Here is a 19,598-nt window from a genome sequence, read left to right on the forward strand (position 1 = left end):
AACAAACTTTGAGATGCCCTGATGCCCCCCTCGTCCACCAAAGTCACCTCTGACCAAGACGACCAGATGTTCAAGCTGCTGCGCCAGCTTGATATCGCGTCTGACGCGTCACAACGGGTGACCGCGCAAGCGATCGGAGTGTCATTGGGCCGCTTAAACGCGCTGTTGCGTCAGGCGACCGACGCAGGGCTTGTCGAGATCACAGACCACAAAGGCACCGACAAACGTGCGCGGTATGCCTATGCAATCACCCCCCGTGGCGCGGCCACCAAAAACCGCCTCACGGATCAATTCCTCACCAGAAAATTCGCTGAATATGACGCCCTGCACGCAGAGCTGACAGGGACGACTTCTGGCCTATCCCCCCTCAATTACAGGACAAAATTCACGATGAGCAACCTTGATCCGATCCCCGAACTGTACGTATCCTACGACAGCGCGCAGAAGATGAAAGCAGACGCGGGCCAGATGGTCAGCCACGATCTGACACCGCGCCAGATCTGCGATCTGGAACTGCTGATGAACGGCGGCTTCAACCCGCTCAAAGGGTTCCTGTCCGAGGCCGACTATAACGGCGTTGTTGAGAACATGCGCCTTGCAGACGGCCAACTGTGGCCCATGCCGATCACGCTGGATGTCTCCGAAGAGTTCGCTGCCTCGCTGGAAGCAGGCCAGGACATCGCCCTGCGCGACCAGGAAGGCGTGATCCTTGCGACCATGACCGTCACCGACAACTGGGTGCCGAACAAAGCGCTGGAAGCGGAAAAAGTATTCGGTGCCGATGATGATGCGCACCCTGCGGTAAACTACCTGCACAACCAAGCGGGCAAAGTATACCTTGGCGGTCCCGTAACCGGCATCCAGCAGCCCGTGCACTATGACTTCAAAGCACGCCGTGACACGCCCAACGAATTGCGCGCCTACTTCCGCAAAATGGGCTGGCGCAAAGTGGTTGCGTTCCAAACCCGCAACCCGCTGCACCGCGCCCACCAGGAACTGACATTCCGCGCCGCCCGCGAAGCCCAAGCCAACCTGCTGATCCACCCCGTTGTGGGCCTGACCAAGCCGGGCGATGTGGACCACTTCACCCGCGTGCGTTGTTATGAGGCCGTGCTGGACCAATACCCGCAGGCCACCACATCCATGTCCCTGCTGAACCTCGCCATGCGTATGGCTGGCCCGCGTGAGGCAGTTTGGCACGGTCTGATCCGTAAAAACCACGGCTGCACCCACTTCATCGTGGGCCGTGACCACGCAGGTCCCGGCAACAACTCTCAGGGCGAAGATTTCTATGGCCCCTACGACGCGCAAGAGCTGTTCCGCGCGCATCAGGAAGAAATGGGCATTGAAATGGTCGATTTCAAACACATGGTCTGGGTCGCAGAACGCGCCCAATACGAGGCCATGGACGAGATCAAAGACAAGGACGACGTCACGATCCTCAACATCTCGGGCACCGAACTGCGCCGCCGTCTGGCCGAAGGTCTGGAAATCCCTGAGTGGTTCTCCTTCCCCGAAGTCGTCAAGGAACTGCGCCGCACCAAACCGCCACGCGCAAGCCAAGGCTTTACCGTCTTCTTCACAGGTTTCTCCGGTTCCGGCAAATCCACCATCGCCAACGCGTTGATGGTCAAACTGATGGAGCAAGGCGGCCGCCCTGTGACACTGCTGGACGGTGATATCGTACGCAAAAACCTGTCGTCCGAGCTGGGCTTCAGCAAAGAGCACCGCGATCTGAACATCCGCCGCATCGGCTATGTCGCGTCAGAGATCACGAAAAACGGCGGCATCGCCATCTGCGCGCCCATCGCGCCCTATGCCACAACCCGCCGTGCGGTGCGTGAAGATGTCGAAGCCTTCGGCGCCTTTGTCGAGGTTCACGTCGCCACCTCCATCGAGGAATGCGAACGCCGCGACCGCAAGGGTCTGTACAAACTGGCACGCGAAGGCAAGATCAAGGAATTCACAGGGATTTCAGACCCCTATGACGTCCCTGCCAACCCGGAGCTGTCGGTCGAGACTGAAAACGTAGACGTGGACAACTGCGCCCATCAGGTTCTGCTCAAGCTCGAATCCATGGGTTTGATCAAAGCCTAAGCGCTGATCCATATAGAGACGACCAAAGGCCAGCTCCGTCGGGGCTGGCCTTTTTGCGTGGGGTATGCGGGCCAGTGTCTGGGTGATCCCAACGGCGCATCTGCCAGTCTATCGCCACATCGCGACCTTTGAGCCAGATGCATTCCGCAAGCTGATGCACAAGGATGAGCGAATTTGCATCGCCATCGAGGCTCTACTTGCCAAAAGCGTGACCCTGAAGCTGGCCCAAGCTGTGCAAGTACGCCGCCCCTAGCCGAGGTAGACCTGCCCCGACATGACCAGCGCGCCCTGCCCGCTGACCTTCACGCCAGATATCGCGTCCCGCGGGCCAAGCACCTCAACCTGCGCCTGCCCGGGGCGGCCCAAACCGTGCCCCTGTTCGGCAATGAACCGCGGTGTGTCAATCAGGCCGTGCGCCCAAAGGTAGCTGGCCATGCACCCCGTGGCAGAGCCTGTAAACGGATCCTCTGGCGGGCTGGGCGGTGCCATAAGAAGCCGCGAGAACGTGTCACCCTGCGTACTGGCCCCGTCGAGTGTGACCCAGAACGGCTCCATCACGTCGGTGCCCCCCGTGCCAAGGGCTGCGGCGTAGCGGTGCAGCGCATCGAGGTTGAGGGAAAGCCGTTCCAGCGTGGCGCGGTCGCGCACGAGCGTTACACAGAATGGCAACCCCGTTGAGACGACCTGTGGCTGCTGCAGAATGTCAGAGGCGTCGATCCCGCCCACGGCGGCGACTAACGCAGGGTCGACCTTGGCGCCGAACTCGGGCGCGATCTGGGTCATCGTGACGGTGTCGCCCGCAACCGTGACGGGCACCAACCCTGCGGCTGTTTCCAACACCAGCGGGCCGTCTGCGATCATGCCGCGTCTTCGCATCGCGACAACTGTGGCCACTGTCGGATGGCCCGCAAAGGGGATCTCGCGGCTGGCCAGAAAATACCGCACACGGATGTCCGCGATGTCCGACGGGCCTGTGAATGTACACTCCACCAGCGAGGTTTCCGCCACATAGGCCATGCAGGTCGCATCGGACAGCCCCGCGCCGCCATGCACCACCGCGCAGCCATTGCCGCCGAAAACGCTGTCTGTAAAGGCATCTATCCAGTCAAATTCAAACGCCATACTATCCATCCATCAAAAAAGGGGCCGCAAAGCTGCGACCCCTTTTTCACGTCTCAACCGCAGGGCGGTCAACCGTTTTAATGTACCAATACAGGCGCGTAATTATGTTCCCGTGCGAGGTGGAACGCCAGATCGCGGTCACCAACCAGCGCCAGTTGCTGGCCCTTGGCGTCATGCACGGCGAATAACTGTTCCAGCCCTTCGGCCTTATCGCGCACTTCGCGGGGCAGGTCCGTCACGGCAATCGTTTTGACATATACAGTGCGGTCTTGAACCTGTGTCATTGATGTATCTTCCATGTCGTCTACCCCTTTCGGATGCTGATCGTTTGCACGACCGTTTCAGGCTTGGCTTGGGTCAGGTCCACGTGCAGCAGCCCGTTTTCCATCAGCGCCTCGCCCACTTCTACGCCGTCGGCCAGCACAAAACTGCGCTGGAACTGGCGGCCTGCGATGCCGCGGTGCAGGAACACGCGGCCCTCGTTGTCTTCGCCTTGTCTACCCCGAATGACCAGTTGCCGGTCCTCGACGGTGATTGACAGATCTTCCTCGCGGAAACCCGCAACAGCCAGCGTGATGCGGTAGCTGCGGTCGGAGGTTTGTTCGATGTTAAAGGGCGGATACCCTTCGTTGCCGGATTTTGCGCTGCGTTCCAGCATCCGCTCCAGCTGTTCAAATCCCAACATATGGGGATAAGAGGCAAGCGTTAGTTTCGTCATGTGCGACACGTCCTCATTAGGTCAAGCGACAGTCCTGTCCCGCCCCGACATTCGGCAGCGGTACACAAACAATATGGGAATTCCATTACCCCCGCGCAAGGGCTAGGCGTCGAGGTGGTTAAAGCATAAGGTAAAAGATGTGCGCAGTTACCAGAATCAGAGCCGAAATGAACGCCACCGACACCCATTCGATGAACCCAGATGACGTCCTTCGCGTTGAGCTAGAGGTATGCCGGAGCGAGCATCGTGATCTGAACGAGGCGATAGATGCACTTGGCGCAAAGGCAACGGCGGACCAGCTGACCCTGCAACGGCTTAAAAAGCGCAAACTACGGCTCAAAGACCGGATCGCCCTGATCGAAGACAGGCTGACACCCGATATTATCGCCTGAGCCAGAGTTTCAAAGAAACTCTGTGCCCAAAATTTCGAATGAAATTTTGCCCGCGCCGCCAGTTGTTCCCCCCCACCACATTGCCCCCCTTAGCGGAATAGCTATAGTGCTGGTTTATGTTCCTGACACCAAAGGCCCAGCCCTATGCACACTCCTCCCGTTGGTATCATTATGGGGTCGCAATCCGATTGGCCCACCATGCGCGAAGCCGCAACCCTGCTGGACGATCTTGGCATCGCATATGAGAAACGGATCGTGTCGGCACACCGCACACCCGACAGATTGTGGGACTACGGCAAAACCGCTGCTGGGCGCGGCTTACAAGCCATTATCGCAGGTGCGGGCGGGGCGGCCCATTTGCCCGGTATGATGGCGTCGAAAACACGGGTGCCTGTGATCGGTGTGCCGATCCAGACCAAGGCTTTGTCGGGTGTCGACAGTCTTTATTCTATCGTTCAAATGCCGCGCGGCTACCCTGTTGCCACGATGGCCATTGGCGCAGCAGGCGCGGCCAATGCCGCCCTCATGGCCGCTGGCATTCTTGCCCTGCATGACCCAGACCTCGCCCAGCGCCTTGACGACTGGCGCGAAGCCCTTTCCGCGTCTATTCCAGAAAGCCCATCCGATGACTGACCCCCTTCCCACAGGCGCAACCATCGGCATTCTGGGCGGCGGGCAATTAGGCCGTATGCTAAGCGTCGCCGCCGCGCGCCTTGGCCTGCGTACCCACGTCTATGAGCCGGGCCAAAACCCGCCCGCCGCAGATGTGGCCCACCGCGTCACCACCGCATCCTATGACGATGTCGAGGCGCTGACGGCTTTTGCGAAATCCGTCGATCTGGTCACATACGAGTTCGAGAACATCCCGACTTCGGCGCTGGACGTGATCGAAGCGATTGCGCCTATCCATCCCAACCGCCGCGCACTTGGTACGTCACAAGACAGGCTGGTGGAAAAGAATTTCCTGCAACAGATTGGCCTGACTGTTGCGCCCTTCGCGGACATCACCGATGCCGCAAGCCTTGATGCAGCGATCGCGCGGATTGGCACGCCCGCCATCCTGAAAACCCGCCGCTTTGGCTACGACGGCAAAGGCCAGTCGCGGCTTTCCTCAGCGGATGACGCGCCAGCCGCGTTAGACGATATGGCGGGTGCCCCTGCCGTGCTGGAAGGCTTCGTGGATTTCAGCATCGAAATCTCGATCATCGCTGCGCGCAACCCGCAGGGCGAAATCGCCTGCTATGACCCGGGCCAGAATGTCCACAAAGACGGCATCCTGCACACCACAACAGTACCAGCGACTTTACCGCCACGCTTGCGCACCGATGCGGTACTGCTGGCGGCAAACATCCTCAACGCGCTTGATTATGTCGGCGTGATGGGGGTCGAGCTTTTTGTCACGCCGCAAGGCTTTATCGTGAACGAGATCGCACCCCGCGTGCATAACTCGGGCCATTGGACGCAAAACGGCTGTGCTGTGGACCAGTTTGAACAACACATTCGCGCCATTGCCGGCTGGCCTCTGGGCGATGGCAGCCGCCACTCGGATGTGGTAATGGAGAACTTGATTGGCGATGATGTGGCTCAGGTCCCGACCCTCGCCCGCGAACCCGGCTGTGCCATCCATCTATATGGTAAGGTAGAGACAAAGGCTGGGCGCAAAATGGGTCACGTCAATCGTATTCAGAAATAGCCTCTGCGGTGGGGCACAGAATTTTGTCAAAAATTCTGGCCAAATTTTTTCCTTAAAAAATTTGCGCCCGTGGCGGGCGTTCAGCCCATAAACCGTGCTGCGATATCGCCGCTCAGGTGGCTCAGGCGTCCCTGAACCAAGGTGGCGCAGACGCGCAAAGTCTCTCGGTCCAGCACGACCATATCCGCCCGCATTCCAGCACTGAGCACCCCGCGGTCCTGCAACCCCAGCACCCGCGCAGGCCCCGCCGAGACCATGTCCCATGCACCGTTCAAATCCCGCATCCCGTTTTGCCACAACATCAAGGCCGCCCGCCGCGCACTAGGGTAGTGGTAGTCAGAGGCCAGCGCATCGCAATAGCCCATCGCAATCAGATCAATTGCCGACAGGTTGAGGTTATGCGAGCCGCCCCGCACCACATTAGGTGCCCCCATCACCACCGCGTTGCCTGCATTTGCGGCGGCTTCTGCCGCCTCTAGCGTTTCGGGAAACTCTGCCACGCTTACGCCGCGTGCTGCCCATTCTGCGCGTTGTGATGCAGTCGTATCATCATGGCTGCCCATCGCGATCCCTTGCGCGGCCAGTTGCGCACAAAGCCAATCCAACGCCTGCGGCACCTCGTCACTTGCCGCCTCCAGCGCCTGCATCAAGGCCAGATGCGTCTCGGGGCTGCGCCGCGCCTTCAGCGCCTGCGACACCAACCTGCGGGGCTGTCGCCCTTCGCGCAAACGGTCATGGGGAAGGTGGTCGTTGAAGACGATATACCGCAGACCCCATTCTGCCATTTTGGCAGGAAGCTCATCGTAGAAATCCAGCTGGTGCGTTTCGAACCGCAGTTGCCCGCGCAGGTCGGTCACCATTGTCGGGCCAATATCGCGCAGATGGGTGAACACCTGCTCGGCAAATTCATAGCCGCGCACGCCCCCTTCCCAGCTGATGAACTGCGCCAGCGTGGCCGTGGTGATTCCATTGGCCGCCAGCTCTGCCTCAACGGCGATCAGCCCTTCGGACATCTGCTTCATCGCACCACGGCGCGGGGCCAAGTGCCGCTCGAACCCGTCGCCATGCACATCGACAATGCCGGGCAGGACCAGATATCCGCTCAGATCCACTGCGCGGCCAACAGGCGCATCTACGATCACGCCCTGCGCAAACGACAACCCGTCACGGTGCAGCCCGTCCGGCCCAAGCACCTCTGCGCCGATCAAATCAAGGTTGAGCATCTGGTGCCTCGATCCCTGGTAAACAGCCGCCTTCGGGGCAGCCCAGCTGGTCCAGCACAGCGTCCAGCAGCGTCAGGTCCGGATCAAACCGCCCCGTTTGCAAAAACGTCACCGTCTGGGTGATCACACGCGGGTTATTCATCATAAAAGTATGGGTCACAGGCAAAACCAGATGCGTCTTCATTCCCGCAACACGCGTGGACGCAACCGAGACTTTGCCATCGTCATCCCCCGGCAGCAGGCTGGAAAAATAGGGGTTGAGCGATTGCGCACCCGCGATCACGCCCAACTCAAAATTCACGGGCGGCAGACGGCGCGGCAGCGAGTCAGCGCCCGTTCCCATCTGCAACCCCGCGGGGCCGTTGATCCAGTCAAATGCGACCACATCGCGCAGCGTATCGACGACCTCGCTGCCCTGATTGGGCGGTCCCAACATCACCACACGGCCGATCCGCTGTGGCCCGACCTCGCTGACCCATTGGCGCACCAGAATACCGCCCATGGAATGGGTGACAAAATCAACTTTCTCCGTGCCGCAGGCAGCAACGGCATCGGGCAGGGTCTGGCGTGTCAACTCGGCAATCGGGGCCTCGGTCGAGGGGTAGCCAGGGCGCACAACGCGCCAGCCATCCGCCTGCAACGCGGCCTCCATCAAAGCAAAAGACGTCTCGGTTCGCGCAAGGCCATGCAGCAGCACAACACAGCGCGTGCCCGCCGCATTTGCCGCACTTGCCGCCAGACACAAGGCGCATATGATCATCGGTAACTTCATAGCTGGCTATGTAGTGTCAATCTGCGCGGTTGTAATCCCCCCTCGGCGCACCACAGTTGGAAAAGGCCGCCCATGACCCCGACCCAGCCCCCCCGCCTTGCTGTGCGGGCGATCATCATGGACAAGGACCGCCTGCTGCTGGTCAATGCATGGCCCGACGGCAAAAGCGATCTGATGTGCGCGCCCGGCGGCGGGGTCGAACGCGGCAGCGCCTTGCCCGACAACCTGATCCGCGAAGTGTTCGAGGAAACGGGGCTGGAGATTACCGTAGGCGCGCCCTGCCTCGTGAACGAGTTTCACGACCCGAACGGCAGCTTCCATCAGGTAGATGTGTATTTTCGCTGCACCCTACGCTCGGCTTCCGCGTTGGATCACGACTGGCAGGATGTAGACGCGGTTGTGACCGACCGCCGATGGGTGACGCGGGCGCAGATGGCGCAGTTGCGGGTGAAACCCGACAGTCTGGCCGCCGTTGCATGGGGCGACGCAGATGCGCCGATGTATGACCCGCTGGAGCCGCTTATCGTTTAGCGGTCACAGCCCAGCCAATGCCGCCCACTACCAAGGTCGCCGCAAGGACAACCACCTGTGTCACTGCTTCGCCCAATAAAACAGCGCCTGCAATGATGGCAAGGACTGGGACGCTCAGCTGCACCACTGCGGCCACGGCCCCCGACATTTGGCGTAAGACATTGTACCACAACGCATAGCCCAGTCCCGATGTCACAGCACCACAAACCACAGCGAGCATGACGCCCAGCGCGTCCCCGTCGATCCCCCCCGCCACCAGCGTGAGCGCCAGAACCGGAAGACATAAAACAAAGCTGGCACCAGTAGCCGCCAGCGGATCAGCCGCAGCGCGCCCCGCGATGGAATAGACACCCCATCCAACGCCCGCCAACACCATCAACGCCGCGCCAAGCGGGTCTGTCGCACTGTCCGCGCCGGGCCAAAGCACCAGCACAAGACCCGCAAAGGCCACGCCCGCCCCCGACAATTGCCGACCCGTTGGCGGCTGGCCCGTCAGCGCACCATAGGCAAACATCGTGATCTGCGTGACACCAAAGAGAATAAGCGCGCCCAGCCCTGCATCCAGCGTCAAATACGCCAGCGAAAAGCCAATCATATAGGCCAGCAGACTGATTGCGCCCGGCAACCGTGCGCGGCTGAACAAATCCAACGATACACCGCGCCAAAGCGCGATAGCCCACAACATAGCGGCCCCCGCAGCCACGCGCAAAACGGCAAAGTCCATCGGGGTCATATGACCCCCATCCACCGCAGCGCGGGTCAAAACCGAATTGGCGGCAAAGGCGCACATGGTCAATGTAGTCAACAGGATCAATCGCATGACCTAGGGCCTATCCTGCCCCGCCCCGATGGCCAAGCATTAACACCCCTTGCCCCTAGCGAAAAATAAACTCGTCATCGTCCCCGAGTGTCGCAAGGATCGCATCCAGATCACTGTGGTCTTGGGCCGCATAGGCGACGGGGCCACGCTGTGCCATCTTTGAGACCTCGTTACGGAAGAGCGCAACCACAGCGCCCTGCACCTCGCGGTCCATCAGCGCGTCTTTCAGACCCGCTCGTATCACTTCTCGCTGTTGGCGGCTTTGGGCGGCCAGAGCGCGCCGATTGGCGGCGGCCTCCATCGCGCCGACCATGGCAAAACGAAGTTGCTCGGCAGTCATCGCTTCCTTTGTCAGGAAATCGTGACAGCCATTGCGCATGGCGGTCACAGCCGTTTCCATATCGCCATTGCCGGTGATCATGATCGTGGCGGCGTCACGGTTCAGCGCACTTTGCTGGATAAAGTCCAGCACCTCCAACCCGTCGCCCTGTGGCAGGCGATAATCAATCAGAATCAGATCAAAACCTTCGCGGGCAACGGCTTCTTTCATCTGCGTCATATCGCAGACCTCGGTCACGTCGACCATCAAGCGGGTTTTGTCACTTAGCCTGCGAATGCGGGCGCGGTCGAACGTGCTGTCGTCCAACAAAAGCGCTTTTATTCTTTCAGGGCGGGGCCCGCCCTCGGATTCCATTACTGTGGCTGGCAATGACATATCATACTCTCCCCTTCTTACTCACCACCCATAGGTTACGTGACGGAGAGCTAGGAAAATATGAACGCACGCCCCAAGAGGTGCTCGCAAATGATCAGTATTCGACGTGAACTATGCTAAAATTAGGGGCGTCGGGCAGAGTTGCAGGCACTGGTCAAACCAGCGCACTGTTTCCATGGGGAATGACCAGATCAACGCGCAGCCCGCTTTGCGCGCCCTGAGTATCGGACAAGTTGATGTAGCCGCCATAATGCGACGCGATCCTACGCACATTGGCAAGGCCCATGCCCGTTCCCTCAACCTCGTCACGGGGGCGCAGGGTCGTCATCGCGCCCAGCGCCTTTGCATAGAATTGCTCCGGAATACCGGGGCCATCATCGCAAACGGTAAACCGGACCATCGCACCTTCGGTCTGTGTGCGGACTGCAATGGTGCCTGATTTCGTGTCATGGTGTTTGATTGCATTCCCGATCAGCGCGCTCCACAGCATCAAGGCGTCTTGCACACCCATCACGACCTGCGTGCACCCGATCTCGCGGACGAGATGCATCGTGTCGGGCAGTCGAAGTCCGGCAAGCACCTCGTCAAGACAGGCGTTCACATCAATGTTGACCACTTCCTGCATTCGTCCGACACGCGAATACGCCAATAGATCGACCAGCATACGGTCAAGCCGCGCGGTGTGGCGGTTCATCATTTCGATTGAATCCGCGACAGGTCCGCTCACCTCAACGCCAGCATCCTTAAGATCCTCTGCGATCCACTGCGGCAGCTCCAACAGCGCACGCACAGAAGCGCGGACATCATGGCTCATCAAATAGATGAAGTCATCGATATCCTGCATGTCGCTTTGCGGCGCATCCTGTGAGGCGGCAGAAGCAAGGGCAGCGTTATGGGTCATAAGTCACCTTTTTGATCAACTACTGCAAAACATAGCGATGCAAGCCTTTCGGCCCCGTTAACGCTATCGTGAATCTTCCGCGTATTTTCCAGATGCGCCCCCCCCAACGCAACAAAGGGCCCCCGAACGGGAGCCCTTTGCGCTGTCGGAGTACGACAGGGTCGAAGATGTAAGTCGCATTCCTTCTCGTGATCTTTTTCTGCGAAAAAGACACTGTCGGGTTCGACCGTTTTGCCTAAGGCAAAACAGTCTTACATCATGCCGCCCATGCCGCCCATGTCGGGCATGCCGCCGCCCATGCCGCCGCCGCCGTCTTTGCTTGGCTTATCGCCAACCATCGCTTCGGTGGTGATCAGCAGACCCGCGATGGACGCGGCGTCTTGCAGGGCTGTACGGCAGACTTTGGCCGGATCGATAACGCCGAACTTGAACATGTCGCCATATTCTTCGGTTTGTGCGTTAAAGCCGAATGTCAGGTCGTCGCTCTCGCGGATTTTGCCCGCAACAACGGAACCGTCCACGCCGGAGTTCTCGGCAATCTGGCGCAGCGGCGCTTCGAGCGCCTTGCGGACGATTGTGATACCGACGTTCTGGTCGTTGTTTGCACCCGACAGACCTTCGAGCGCTTTTGCACCCTGTACCAAAGCAACACCGCCACCGACGACGATACCTTCTTGCACAGCTGCGCGTGTCGCGTTCAAGGCGTCATCGACGCGGTCTTTACGCTCTTTCACTTCAACTTCGGTCATGCCGCCGACGCGGATCACAGCAACACCGCCTGCCAGTTTGGCAACGCGCTCTTGCAGCTTCTCTTTGTCATAGTCAGAGGAGGTTTCTTCGATCTGGTTGCGGATCTGTGTGACACGCGCTTCGATCTCGGCTTTCTCGCCTGCACCGTCAACGATGGTGGTTTCATCCTTGGTGATCTGCACTTTCTTGGCAGTCCCCAGCATGTCCATTGTCACGGATTCCAGCTTCATGCCCAGATCTTCGGAGATCAGCTGACCACCGGTCAGGATCGCGAGGTCTTGCAGCATCGCTTTGCGGCGATCACCGAAACCGGGTGCTTTGACGGCTGCGATTTTCAGACCGCCGCGCAGTTTGTTGACCACGAGAGTTGCAAGCGCTTCGCCTTCAACATCTTCTGCGATGATCAGCAGGGGCTTTTGCGACTGGATCACTTGCTCCAAGAGCGGCACCATTGGCTGGAGGGAAGAGAGTTTCTTCTCGTGCAGCAGGATGATCGCGTCTTCCAGCTCAACCGTCATTTTGTCAGGGTTGGTGACAAAGTAGGGTGACAGGTAGCCGCGGTCGAATTGCATGCCTTCAACAACATCGGTTTCTGTTTCCAGACCTTTGTTCTCTTCAACAGTGATCACGCCTTCGTTGCCGACTTTCTGCATCGCGTCTGCGATCTGACGGCCGATTTCGGCTTCGCCGTTGGCAGAGATCGTGCCGACCTGTGCAACTTCGTCGCTGTCGGAGACAGGGCGCGCCGCTTTTTTGATGGCTTCAACAACGGCGGAAGTCGCCATGTCGATGCCGCGCTTGAGGTCCATCGGGTTCATGCCGGCGGCAACCGATTTCATGCCTTCGCGCACGATGGCTTGGGCCAGAACAGTCGCGGTTGTTGTGCCGTCGCCTGCTTCGTCATTGGTGCGGGAAGCAACTTCCTTGACCATCTGGGCGCCCATGTTTTCGAACTTGTCTTCCAGTTCGATCTCTTTGGCGACAGATACACCGTCTTTTGTGATGCGTGGCGCGCCAAAGGATTTGTCCAGAACAACGTTCCGGCCTTTGGGGCCCAGTGTTACTTTGACCGCGTCTGCGAGGATGTTCACACCCTTGAGCATTGAGTTACGCGCGTCGGTACCGAATTTGACGTCTTTTGCAGCCATTTTCGAAAATCTCCTAAAATTAGTTTGATGGGATAGCGTGTCGTGAGGGGGCTATATGGCCCGCCTGCCCTGTGATCAGGACAGGATCCCCATGATATCGCTTTCTTTCATCATCAGCATTTCTTCGCCGTCGACAGTTACTTCTGTGCCGGACCATTTGCCGAACAGAACCTTGTCGCCTGCTTTAACCGCTGGTGCGATCAGCTCGCCGCTGTCTTTGCGGGCGCCTTCGCCAACAGATACAACTTCGCCTTCGGAAGGCTTTTCTTTTGCGCTGTCTGGAATGATCAGCCCGCCAGATGTTTTCTCTTCGCTCTCTGTGCGCTTAACCAGCACGCGGTCGTGAAGCGGTGTCAATGCCATCTTTGTAGCTCCTTGTTGCTCAAAGTTTAATCTCTGTTACCGGCCGTTCGGTTCGAAGCGACCAGTCGTTAGCACTCACCCTCGGGGAGTGACAACGACCGATAGGTAGGCAGGTCGCCGAGACGAGTCAACAACCCTTGCCCTAAAAATTTTCCGTAACTGTAATTCGGAAATACTCGCCGCAGATCAGTCCGCGCCCAGCACGCGGCCCGCAACCTGCACAGCCTCGGCACCAGCGGGCGTGAGGCCGTAAACGCCCTTCTCAACCTTCTCGAACCAACCGTAATGGTTTGCGCGCATCATGGCGGTCGCTTTGTCTACGCCCGTCTCACGGGCGACATGGGCACCTTTGCAGGCCCCGACCTCAAACAAGTAGACGGCGATTTTGACCGCGTCCTGCCTGTAGGCCGTGACCAAGCCTGCCCGCGTTTGCCCGCCGTCATTGGGGTCGCCCTGACGTCGCGCAAACTCACGCAGCAGTGTGGCCTTGCGTTTGGCATTCTTGCGTGGCGCATAGGGGCCGGGATCGCAATGCACCGTGACCAACCCATCCTCCAGCCGCACCGTCATCAACCCAAGGCCCAGCCTACGGGCAAGCGCGGTATTGGCTTTCACCGCTTTATAAAACGGCTTGCCCGTTTTATGCGCCACGGCCATATAGACCTCGTCACTCACCTTCAGCCGCTCGACGCATTGGTGAAAGAGCGCAAGTGAGAACCCCAGCTTCAGCTCGACCACCACAGGCGGCTCTGCGCCGCGGATGGCGACAACATCTGCCGCGCCCACTTCGGCTTTCACCACGTACCCCTGATCCTCCAGAAAGGATTTGACGGGGGGATAAAGATCAGTCTCACGCGGGCTCATGCTGCGTAAACTATCACCATTCCCAAATGACACGCGACCCCCTAAACTGATCCCATGACCCGAGACGAGCTTTGCGCCTTTTGTGCTTCCCTGCCCAACGCCACGCATGTGGTGCAATGGGGTGATGCGGATGTATATAAGGTGGGCGGTAAACTGTTTGCTGTAGTGGGGTTGGGGCAAACGGATGCAACCGTGACGTTCAAAGCCTCTCACATGGCGTTTGAAATCCTCAGCGATAGCCCGGGTCTGCGGCCCGCACCCTATATGGCGTCGCGGGGTTTGAAATGGATACAGCAGTACGAAGAACCGGGCCTGTCGGACGACAGCCTGCGCGAGCATATCCGCGCCTCTTATGATATGGTGGTCGCCAAACTCACGAAAAAGCTGCGCGCAGAACTGGGCCTCTGACGCAGCTACCAGACGCTGCGCCAAACTTTCCTCGAAAGTTTGTGCACAAATCCTCTCAGAGGATTTGGCCCCCCCCGTGACACCACGCCCGATCCTGTTATAAGGCCGCAAACTACGTTAATCCCCGCAGGAGCGCCCCCCTATGACCACCCTCGTTTTTGGCCACAAATCCCCCGACACCGACAGCACAGGCAGCCCCATCGTCTGGGCATGGTATCTGTCCGAGATCATGGGCACCCCCGCCAAGCCCGCCCTGCTGGGTGAACCCAACACCGAAGCGCTGTTCATGCTCGACCACTGGAACCTCGAAAAGCCCGAAATTATCAGCGGCATCGAAGCAGGCCAGGACGTTGTCATCGTCGACACCAACAACCCTGCCGAATTGCCCGACAACATTAACGACGCCAACATCACCGCCATCATCGACCACCACAAACTGGTTGGCGGTCTGGAAACGGCTGGCCCCATCCCGATCCGGATCGAACCTTTGGCCTGCACCGCCACCATCATGTGGAAAATGATTGGTAAAGACATGGCGCAGATGCCAAATGACGTCAAAGGCGCGATGCTCACTTGCATCCTGTCCGACACACTGGAATTCCGCTCCCCCACGACCACGCAAGAAGACAAAGCCATCGCATGGTCGCTGGCCGAAAGCCTTGGCGTCGACATTGCCGACTACGCAGCGCAAATGTTCGCCGCGAAATCCGACGTCTCCTCCTTCTCCGAAGCCGAGCTTTTGCGCATGGACAGCAAGGAATACGCCGTCGACGGCAAGCAGTTCCGCGTCTCCGTGCTCGAGACCACCTCCCCCGCCGCCGTGCTGGACCGCAAAGACGCGCTGATGGCCGCCATGCCCGGCGTTGCCGAGGAAGACGGCGCGGATCAGGTTCTGCTCTTCGTGGTCGACATCCTCAATGAGGAAGCCACCATGCTGATCCCCAACGAGCTGAGCAAAACCGTCGCCGAGAAATCATTCGGGGCCGAAGTCACAGGCGACACCGTCGTCCTGCCCGGCGTGATGAGCCGCAAAAAGCAAATCATCCCGAACCTCAAGGTCTAAACCAGACCCGATAAAACACGATCAGGCCCTCTTGCGCGCAAGGGGGCCTTTTTCATGCCTTTGCATCCTGCCCTAGGGTCCGTTATCTGCGGTGCAACACACCCCACGCAGGAGCGCCCCCCATGACCCGCATCATCACCGCCCTTTCCGAAGTCTCCGCAGGCTACGACGCGCTGTTCGTGGACCTGTGGGGCTGCGTGCATAACGGCGTCACCGCCATCCCCAGCGCTGTTGCCGCCTTGCAAGAGTACCGCAAAACAGGCGGCAAAGTGATCCTTGTCACCAACTCGCCGCGCCCCCGCGCAGGGGTGAGCAAACAGCTGATCCACTTCAAAGTCCCTGAAGATGCCTATGACGCCATTGCCACCTCGGGCGATTCTGCGCGCTCGGCCATGTATCGCGGCGTGGTGGGCCAAGCGGTCTGGCACTACGGCCCCGTCACCGACAGCCGCTTTTTCGACCCGCTCGATATTCTGGAAAACCCGATCGAGATCACCCGCGTCCCGCTGGAGGACGCCACAGGCATCGTCTGCACCGGCCCCTTCGATGCTGGTGCGGACCCCGAGACATGGCGCCCCGATCTGGAAAAATCACTGGCTCGCGGCCTCAAATTGCTGTGCGCCAACCCCGACATCGTCGTGGACCGTGGCGACATCCGCGAATGGTGCGCGGGTGCCGTGGCCAAGATGTACACCGAAATGGGCGGAGAGAGCCTGTACTTCGGCAAACCCCACGCGCCGATCTATGATCTGGCCCGCCGCCGCCTGCACAAGCTGGGCAACTCAATCGCAGATGACAAGATTCTCGCCATCGGCGACGGCATCCTCACGGACGTGAAAGGCGGCATCGACGAGGGCATTGATTCGCTGTTCATCTCGGGCGGGCTGGCCGCTGCGGAAACAAAAACCGTTACACAGCCCGACGAAGACGCGCTAACCGCCTATCTGGAAACCGAAAAATCCGATCCGACCTACACCATCGGCCACCTTCGGTAGTACAATTTCCCCTTGCTTTTCTGCGCGTGCGAAGTAATTAAGTTCCAATCAGGGCTTATCGCCCGCACTTTTATTACCAAGAGGGCAAGCATGTTGGACAATCTTCCACGCGGCACCATCGTCATCGAAGACATCGAAATCGGCATGTTCCGCTACCTGCGCAAACAGGTGACGGATGAGGACATCGAGATGTTCGCCACCGTCTCGACCGACCGCAACCCCGTGCACCTTGACGACGACTATGCCCAAGACACGATTTTCCAAGGGCGCATTGCCCACGGGATGCTGACTGCGGGCCTGATCTCGGCTGTGATTGGGGAACAATTGCCAGGTCACGGAACCGTCTACCTCGGTCAAACGATGAAGTTCCTGCGCCCCGTGCGCCCTGGCGACACGGTCTATGCGGAGGTGAAGGTCACCGACATCGACCCCGCAAAGCGCATCGTAAAGATGGATTGCCACTGCTCGGTTGATGGGAAAAAGGTGTTGGTCGGCGAAGCAACAGTTCTGGCCCCCTCACGCAAGTTCGACTGACCTTGCACTGACCGCGCCGCAGGGCTACTCAAAGCCATGCGGATCATTTCTGACTACCAGTTTGTAGACGAGACAGATCGCGGCGCCACAGCCGCGATTGGCAATTTTGACGGCGTACACCTTGGCCACCGCTCGGTGATCGAAATGGCGCGGAACGCCGCCCCTGACGCGCCCCTTGGCATCGTCACGTTCGAGCCGCATCCCCGCGCCTATTTCGCCCCCGACGCCCCACCCTTCCGGTTGATGAGCAGTGCGGCCCGCGCCTCGCGCCTTGCCAAGGTGGGCGTTGAGAAACTGTATCAGCTGCCGTTCAATACAGCGCTTGCTTCGCTCACGCCCTATGATTTTGCCGACAAGATCCTGCACCGCGGCCTTGGCCTGCGTCATGTGGTTGTGGGGGCCGATTTCTGCTTTGGCAAAGGGCGGGCTGGCACGGCGGCGGACCTTGCCGAATACGGTGCGCAGCTTGGATTTGGCGTGACGACCGCTCCGCTGTTGGAACAGACAGAGCAGACGATATCTTCCACCGCGATCCGCCGCGCCCTGAGCGAGGCACGCCCCCGCGATGCCGCCGCAATGCTGGGCCATTGGCACCGAATCGAGGGCCCCGTGATCGGCGGCGAACAGCGCGGTCGCGAGCTGGGCTACCCCACGGCCAACATGTCCATCGACGGGCTGCACCCGCCCGCTTTTGGGGTCTATGCCGTGCTGGTGGATGTGCTGGAAGGCCCCCACGCGGGCAGCTACCACGGCGTCGCGTCGATGGGCGTGCGGCCCATGTTCGGGGAAAACAAACCCAACCTCGAGACCTTTATCTTCGACTTCAAGGGCGATCTATACGGCACGCCCCTGTCTGTTGGTCTGGTCGAGCATTTGCGCGGCGAAGAGAACTTCGACAGCCTTGATGCGCTGATCACCCAGATGGACGCCGACAGCGCCCAATCCCGCGCCATTCTGGCCGCGCTATGAGCGCGCCTGCCGACGACCCGATTGACCGCTCGGGTCTGGGCAAGCGGTTCTGGGAGCGCAAACCGCTCAAGTCGCTGAACAAGCGCGAGTGGGAAGCCCTGTGCGACGGCTGTGGGAAATGTTGCCTGAACAAGCTGGAGGACGAAGACAGTGGCGAGGTTGCGCTCACCAATGTCGCCTGCCGCTTGCTGGACGATGCCACCTGCCGCTGCGGGCAATACGACATCCGCCACCAGTTCGTGCCCGATTGCATCGTGATGACGCCCGAGAACATCGACGACCACGCCTATTGGATGCCGCAAACCTGCGCCTATCGCCGCTTGTGGAAGGGCCAAGCCCTGCCCGACTGGCACCCGCTGATCACTGGTACGTCTGACAGCGTGCACGCCGCCGGTGTCTCCATGCGCCACCGTACGGTCAGCGAATGGGAAACCGCATTCGAAGACTGGGAAGACCACATCATCGAGGAGCCAACCTGATGTTTTTCGCCTCTGACAACGCAGGCCCCGTTCACCCGCAAATCATGCAGCGCGTGATGGCGGCGAACGATGGCTACGCCATGCCTTATGGCAACGACCCCATCATGGACGAAGTGCGCGAAAGCATCCGCACCCTGTTCGAGGCCCCGCAGGCCGCCGTCTATCTGGTCGCCACTGGCACCGCCGCCAATGCGCTGGCGCTCGCGTGCTATACCCAACCGTGGCAGACGATTTTTGCCGCGCAACACAGCCACATCGAAGAAGATGAATGCAACGCGCCCGAGTTCTATTCGGGCGGCGCGAAACTGACCCTGATCCCCACCGACGACAAGATGACGCCAGAGGTGTTGCAAGCAGCCATTGCCCGCCGCCCACAAAACACCAACGTGCATATGGCCCAAGCGGGCGCTGTCTCGATCACTCAAGTGACGGAATTCGGCGCGGTCCATACCCTCGACGAATTGCGGGCACTAACAGCTGTGGCAAAGGCCGCAGACCTGCCTGTGCATCTGGACGGCGCACGCTTTGCCAATGCGCTGGTCACACTGGGCTGCTCAGCGGCCGAGATGACATGGAAATCAGGCGTGGATGTGGTCAGCTTTGGCGGCACCAAGAACGGCTGCATGGGCGTCGAAGCGGTGATCTTTTTCGACCCTGAAAAAGCATGGGAGTTCGAGCTGCGCCGCAAACGCGCCGCACATCTTTTCTCTAAACACCGTTTTTTGTCTGCGCAGATGGCGGGCTATCTGGAGGAGGATCTGTGGCTTGATATGGCCCGCAGCGCCAATGCCGCCTGCGCCCGCCTAACCCAAGGGTTGATCGACAAAGGCGCGGAATTGCTGCACACGCCGCAGGCCAACATGATCTTCACCCGCTTCCCCCGCGCCACCCACCAAAAGCTGCACGCAGCGGGGGCAAAATACTATGTCATGGGCGGCGATGTGAACACGGGCGACCCGGCCGAGCTGTTGTCTGCGCGGCTGGTCTGTGACTGGTCCAGAACGGATGCGGGCGTGGATGAATTCCTCAGCTACTTTTGAC

General features: G+C 59.7%; 24 protein-coding genes. 13 read left to right on the forward strand and 11 right to left on the reverse strand.

Annotation, left to right across the window (positions count from 1 at the left end):
* Positions 1-21 precede the first annotated feature (21 nt).
* Positions 22-2,097 (forward strand): bifunctional sulfate adenylyltransferase/adenylylsulfate kinase, encoded by a 2,076-nt coding sequence (locus ABMC88_RS01320; protein ID WP_349575026.1) that lies wholly within the window; start codon positions 22-24, stop codon positions 2,095-2,097.
* Between the two features lie 64 nt (positions 2,098-2,161).
* The gene (locus tag ABMC88_RS01325) at positions 2,162-2,350 is read left to right on the forward strand and encodes a hypothetical protein (RefSeq protein ID WP_349575027.1); all 189 of its coding nucleotides are present in this window, start codon (positions 2,162-2,164) and stop codon (positions 2,348-2,350) included.
* Here ABMC88_RS01325 and ABMC88_RS01330 read toward each other — a convergent pair.
* The 3 genes from ABMC88_RS01330 to ABMC88_RS01340 form a co-directional block, all read right to left on the reverse strand.
* Positions 2,347-3,219, reverse strand: coding sequence for a PhzF family phenazine biosynthesis protein (locus tag ABMC88_RS01330; RefSeq protein WP_349575028.1), 873 nt, complete (start codon positions 3,217-3,219; stop codon positions 2,347-2,349). The genes ABMC88_RS01325 and ABMC88_RS01330 overlap by 4 nt on opposite strands.
* Positions 3,220-3,296: 77 nt before the next feature.
* Positions 3,297-3,518: a DUF1150 family protein gene (locus tag ABMC88_RS01335; protein ID WP_349575029.1), complete on the reverse strand. Its 222-nt coding sequence runs from the start codon at positions 3,516-3,518 to the stop codon at positions 3,297-3,299.
* A 5-nt stretch (positions 3,519-3,523) separates the two neighbouring features.
* Positions 3,524-3,937 (reverse strand): Hsp20 family protein, encoded by a 414-nt coding sequence (locus tag ABMC88_RS01340; protein WP_349575030.1) that lies wholly within the window; start codon positions 3,935-3,937, stop codon positions 3,524-3,526.
* 167 nt (positions 3,938-4,104) lie between these two features.
* Here ABMC88_RS01340 and ABMC88_RS01345 point away from each other — a divergent pair, with 167 nt between their 5' ends.
* The 3 genes from ABMC88_RS01345 to ABMC88_RS01355 all read left to right on the forward strand — a co-directional run bounded on the left by ABMC88_RS01345 (position 4,105) and on the right by ABMC88_RS01355 (position 6,022).
* A complete protein-coding gene (locus ABMC88_RS01345; RefSeq protein WP_349575031.1) occupies positions 4,105-4,329 on the forward strand; it encodes a YdcH family protein in 225 nt (74 codons plus the stop codon).
* Positions 4,330-4,473: 144 nt separating this feature from the next.
* Positions 4,474-4,962, forward strand: a complete 489-nt coding sequence (purE, locus tag ABMC88_RS01350; protein ID WP_349575032.1) for a 5-(carboxyamino)imidazole ribonucleotide mutase — start codon at positions 4,474-4,476, stop codon at positions 4,960-4,962.
* The gene (locus ABMC88_RS01355; protein WP_349575033.1) at positions 4,955-6,022 is read left to right on the forward strand and encodes a 5-(carboxyamino)imidazole ribonucleotide synthase; all 1,068 of its coding nucleotides are present in this window, start codon (positions 4,955-4,957) and stop codon (positions 6,020-6,022) included. The genes purE and ABMC88_RS01355 overlap by 8 nt, the downstream gene beginning before the upstream one ends.
* 80 nt (positions 6,023-6,102) lie before the next feature.
* Here the strand turns inward: ABMC88_RS01355 and ABMC88_RS01360 are convergent, their stop codons facing one another.
* Positions 6,103-7,245, reverse strand: coding sequence for an alpha-D-ribose 1-methylphosphonate 5-triphosphate diphosphatase (locus ABMC88_RS01360; protein ID WP_349575034.1), 1,143 nt, complete (start codon positions 7,243-7,245; stop codon positions 6,103-6,105).
* Positions 7,232-8,005: an alpha/beta fold hydrolase gene (locus ABMC88_RS01365; protein ID WP_349575035.1), complete on the reverse strand. Its 774-nt coding sequence runs from the start codon at positions 8,003-8,005 to the stop codon at positions 7,232-7,234. The genes ABMC88_RS01360 and ABMC88_RS01365 overlap by 14 nt, the downstream gene beginning before the upstream one ends.
* A gap of 84 nt (positions 8,006-8,089) precedes the next feature.
* Here ABMC88_RS01365 and ABMC88_RS01370 point away from each other — a divergent pair, with 84 nt between their 5' ends.
* Positions 8,090-8,548 carry an NUDIX domain-containing protein gene (locus tag ABMC88_RS01370; protein WP_349575036.1) on the forward strand — a complete coding sequence of 153 codons (459 nt, stop codon included), beginning with the start codon at positions 8,090-8,092 and terminating at the stop codon, positions 8,546-8,548.
* Here ABMC88_RS01370 and ABMC88_RS01375 read toward each other — a convergent pair.
* The 6 genes from ABMC88_RS01375 to ABMC88_RS01400 all read right to left on the reverse strand — a co-directional run bounded on the left by ABMC88_RS01375 (position 8,538) and on the right by ABMC88_RS01400 (position 14,109).
* Positions 8,538-9,368, reverse strand: coding sequence for a DMT family transporter (locus tag ABMC88_RS01375; protein WP_349575037.1), 831 nt, complete (start codon positions 9,366-9,368; stop codon positions 8,538-8,540). The two genes, ABMC88_RS01370 and ABMC88_RS01375, sit on opposite strands and share 11 nt — an antisense overlap.
* 55 nt (positions 9,369-9,423) lie before the next feature.
* Positions 9,424-10,083: a response regulator gene (locus ABMC88_RS01380; RefSeq protein WP_349575038.1), complete on the reverse strand. Its 660-nt coding sequence runs from the start codon at positions 10,081-10,083 to the stop codon at positions 9,424-9,426.
* Between the two features lie 154 nt (positions 10,084-10,237).
* Complete coding sequence (locus tag ABMC88_RS01385) at positions 10,238-10,984, reverse strand: sensor histidine kinase (protein WP_349575039.1); 747 nt, start codon at positions 10,982-10,984, stop codon at positions 10,238-10,240.
* A 251-nt stretch (positions 10,985-11,235) separates the two neighbouring features.
* Positions 11,236-12,882 carry a chaperonin GroEL gene (gene groL, locus ABMC88_RS01390; RefSeq protein ID WP_349575040.1) on the reverse strand — a complete coding sequence of 549 codons (1,647 nt, stop codon included), beginning with the start codon at positions 12,880-12,882 and terminating at the stop codon, positions 11,236-11,238.
* A gap of 75 nt (positions 12,883-12,957) precedes the next feature.
* A complete protein-coding gene (locus ABMC88_RS01395; protein WP_349575041.1) occupies positions 12,958-13,245 on the reverse strand; it encodes a co-chaperone GroES in 288 nt (95 codons plus the stop codon).
* A gap of 186 nt (positions 13,246-13,431) precedes the next feature.
* On the reverse strand, positions 13,432-14,109 hold the full coding sequence (locus tag ABMC88_RS01400) for a DUF2161 domain-containing phosphodiesterase (protein ID WP_349575042.1): 678 nt from the start codon (positions 14,107-14,109) through the stop codon (positions 13,432-13,434).
* A gap of 54 nt (positions 14,110-14,163) precedes the next feature.
* Between ABMC88_RS01400 and ABMC88_RS01405 the strand changes: the two genes are divergently transcribed.
* The 7 genes from ABMC88_RS01405 to ABMC88_RS01435 all read left to right on the forward strand — a co-directional run bounded on the left by ABMC88_RS01405 (position 14,164) and on the right by ABMC88_RS01435 (position 19,597).
* Positions 14,164-14,517 (forward strand): MmcQ/YjbR family DNA-binding protein, encoded by a 354-nt coding sequence (locus tag ABMC88_RS01405; protein ID WP_349575043.1) that lies wholly within the window; start codon positions 14,164-14,166, stop codon positions 14,515-14,517.
* A gap of 142 nt (positions 14,518-14,659) precedes the next feature.
* On the forward strand, positions 14,660-15,580 hold the full coding sequence (locus ABMC88_RS01410; RefSeq protein ID WP_349575044.1) for a manganese-dependent inorganic pyrophosphatase: 921 nt from the start codon (positions 14,660-14,662) through the stop codon (positions 15,578-15,580).
* Positions 15,581-15,702: 122 nt separating this feature from the next.
* Positions 15,703-16,575, forward strand: coding sequence for a TIGR01459 family HAD-type hydrolase (locus tag ABMC88_RS01415; RefSeq protein WP_349575045.1), 873 nt, complete (start codon positions 15,703-15,705; stop codon positions 16,573-16,575).
* A 90-nt stretch (positions 16,576-16,665) separates the two neighbouring features.
* Complete coding sequence (locus ABMC88_RS01420) at positions 16,666-17,109, forward strand: MaoC family dehydratase (protein ID WP_349575046.1); 444 nt, start codon at positions 16,666-16,668, stop codon at positions 17,107-17,109.
* Positions 17,110-17,145: 36 nt separating this feature from the next.
* On the forward strand, positions 17,146-18,078 hold the full coding sequence (locus ABMC88_RS01425; RefSeq protein ID WP_349575047.1) for a bifunctional riboflavin kinase/FAD synthetase: 933 nt from the start codon (positions 17,146-17,148) through the stop codon (positions 18,076-18,078).
* Positions 18,075-18,557: a YcgN family cysteine cluster protein gene (locus tag ABMC88_RS01430; RefSeq protein ID WP_349575048.1), complete on the forward strand. Its 483-nt coding sequence runs from the start codon at positions 18,075-18,077 to the stop codon at positions 18,555-18,557. Before ABMC88_RS01425 ends, ABMC88_RS01430 begins: the two co-directional genes overlap by 4 nt.
* On the forward strand, positions 18,557-19,597 hold the full coding sequence (locus tag ABMC88_RS01435) for a threonine aldolase family protein (RefSeq protein ID WP_349575049.1): 1,041 nt from the start codon (positions 18,557-18,559) through the stop codon (positions 19,595-19,597). Before ABMC88_RS01430 ends, ABMC88_RS01435 begins: the two co-directional genes overlap by 1 nt.
* Position 19,598: the final 1 nt, after the last annotated feature.

Source organism: Sulfitobacter aquimarinus (assembly GCF_040149565.1).
Classification (GTDB): domain Bacteria; phylum Pseudomonadota; class Alphaproteobacteria; order Rhodobacterales; family Rhodobacteraceae; genus Sulfitobacter; species Sulfitobacter aquimarinus.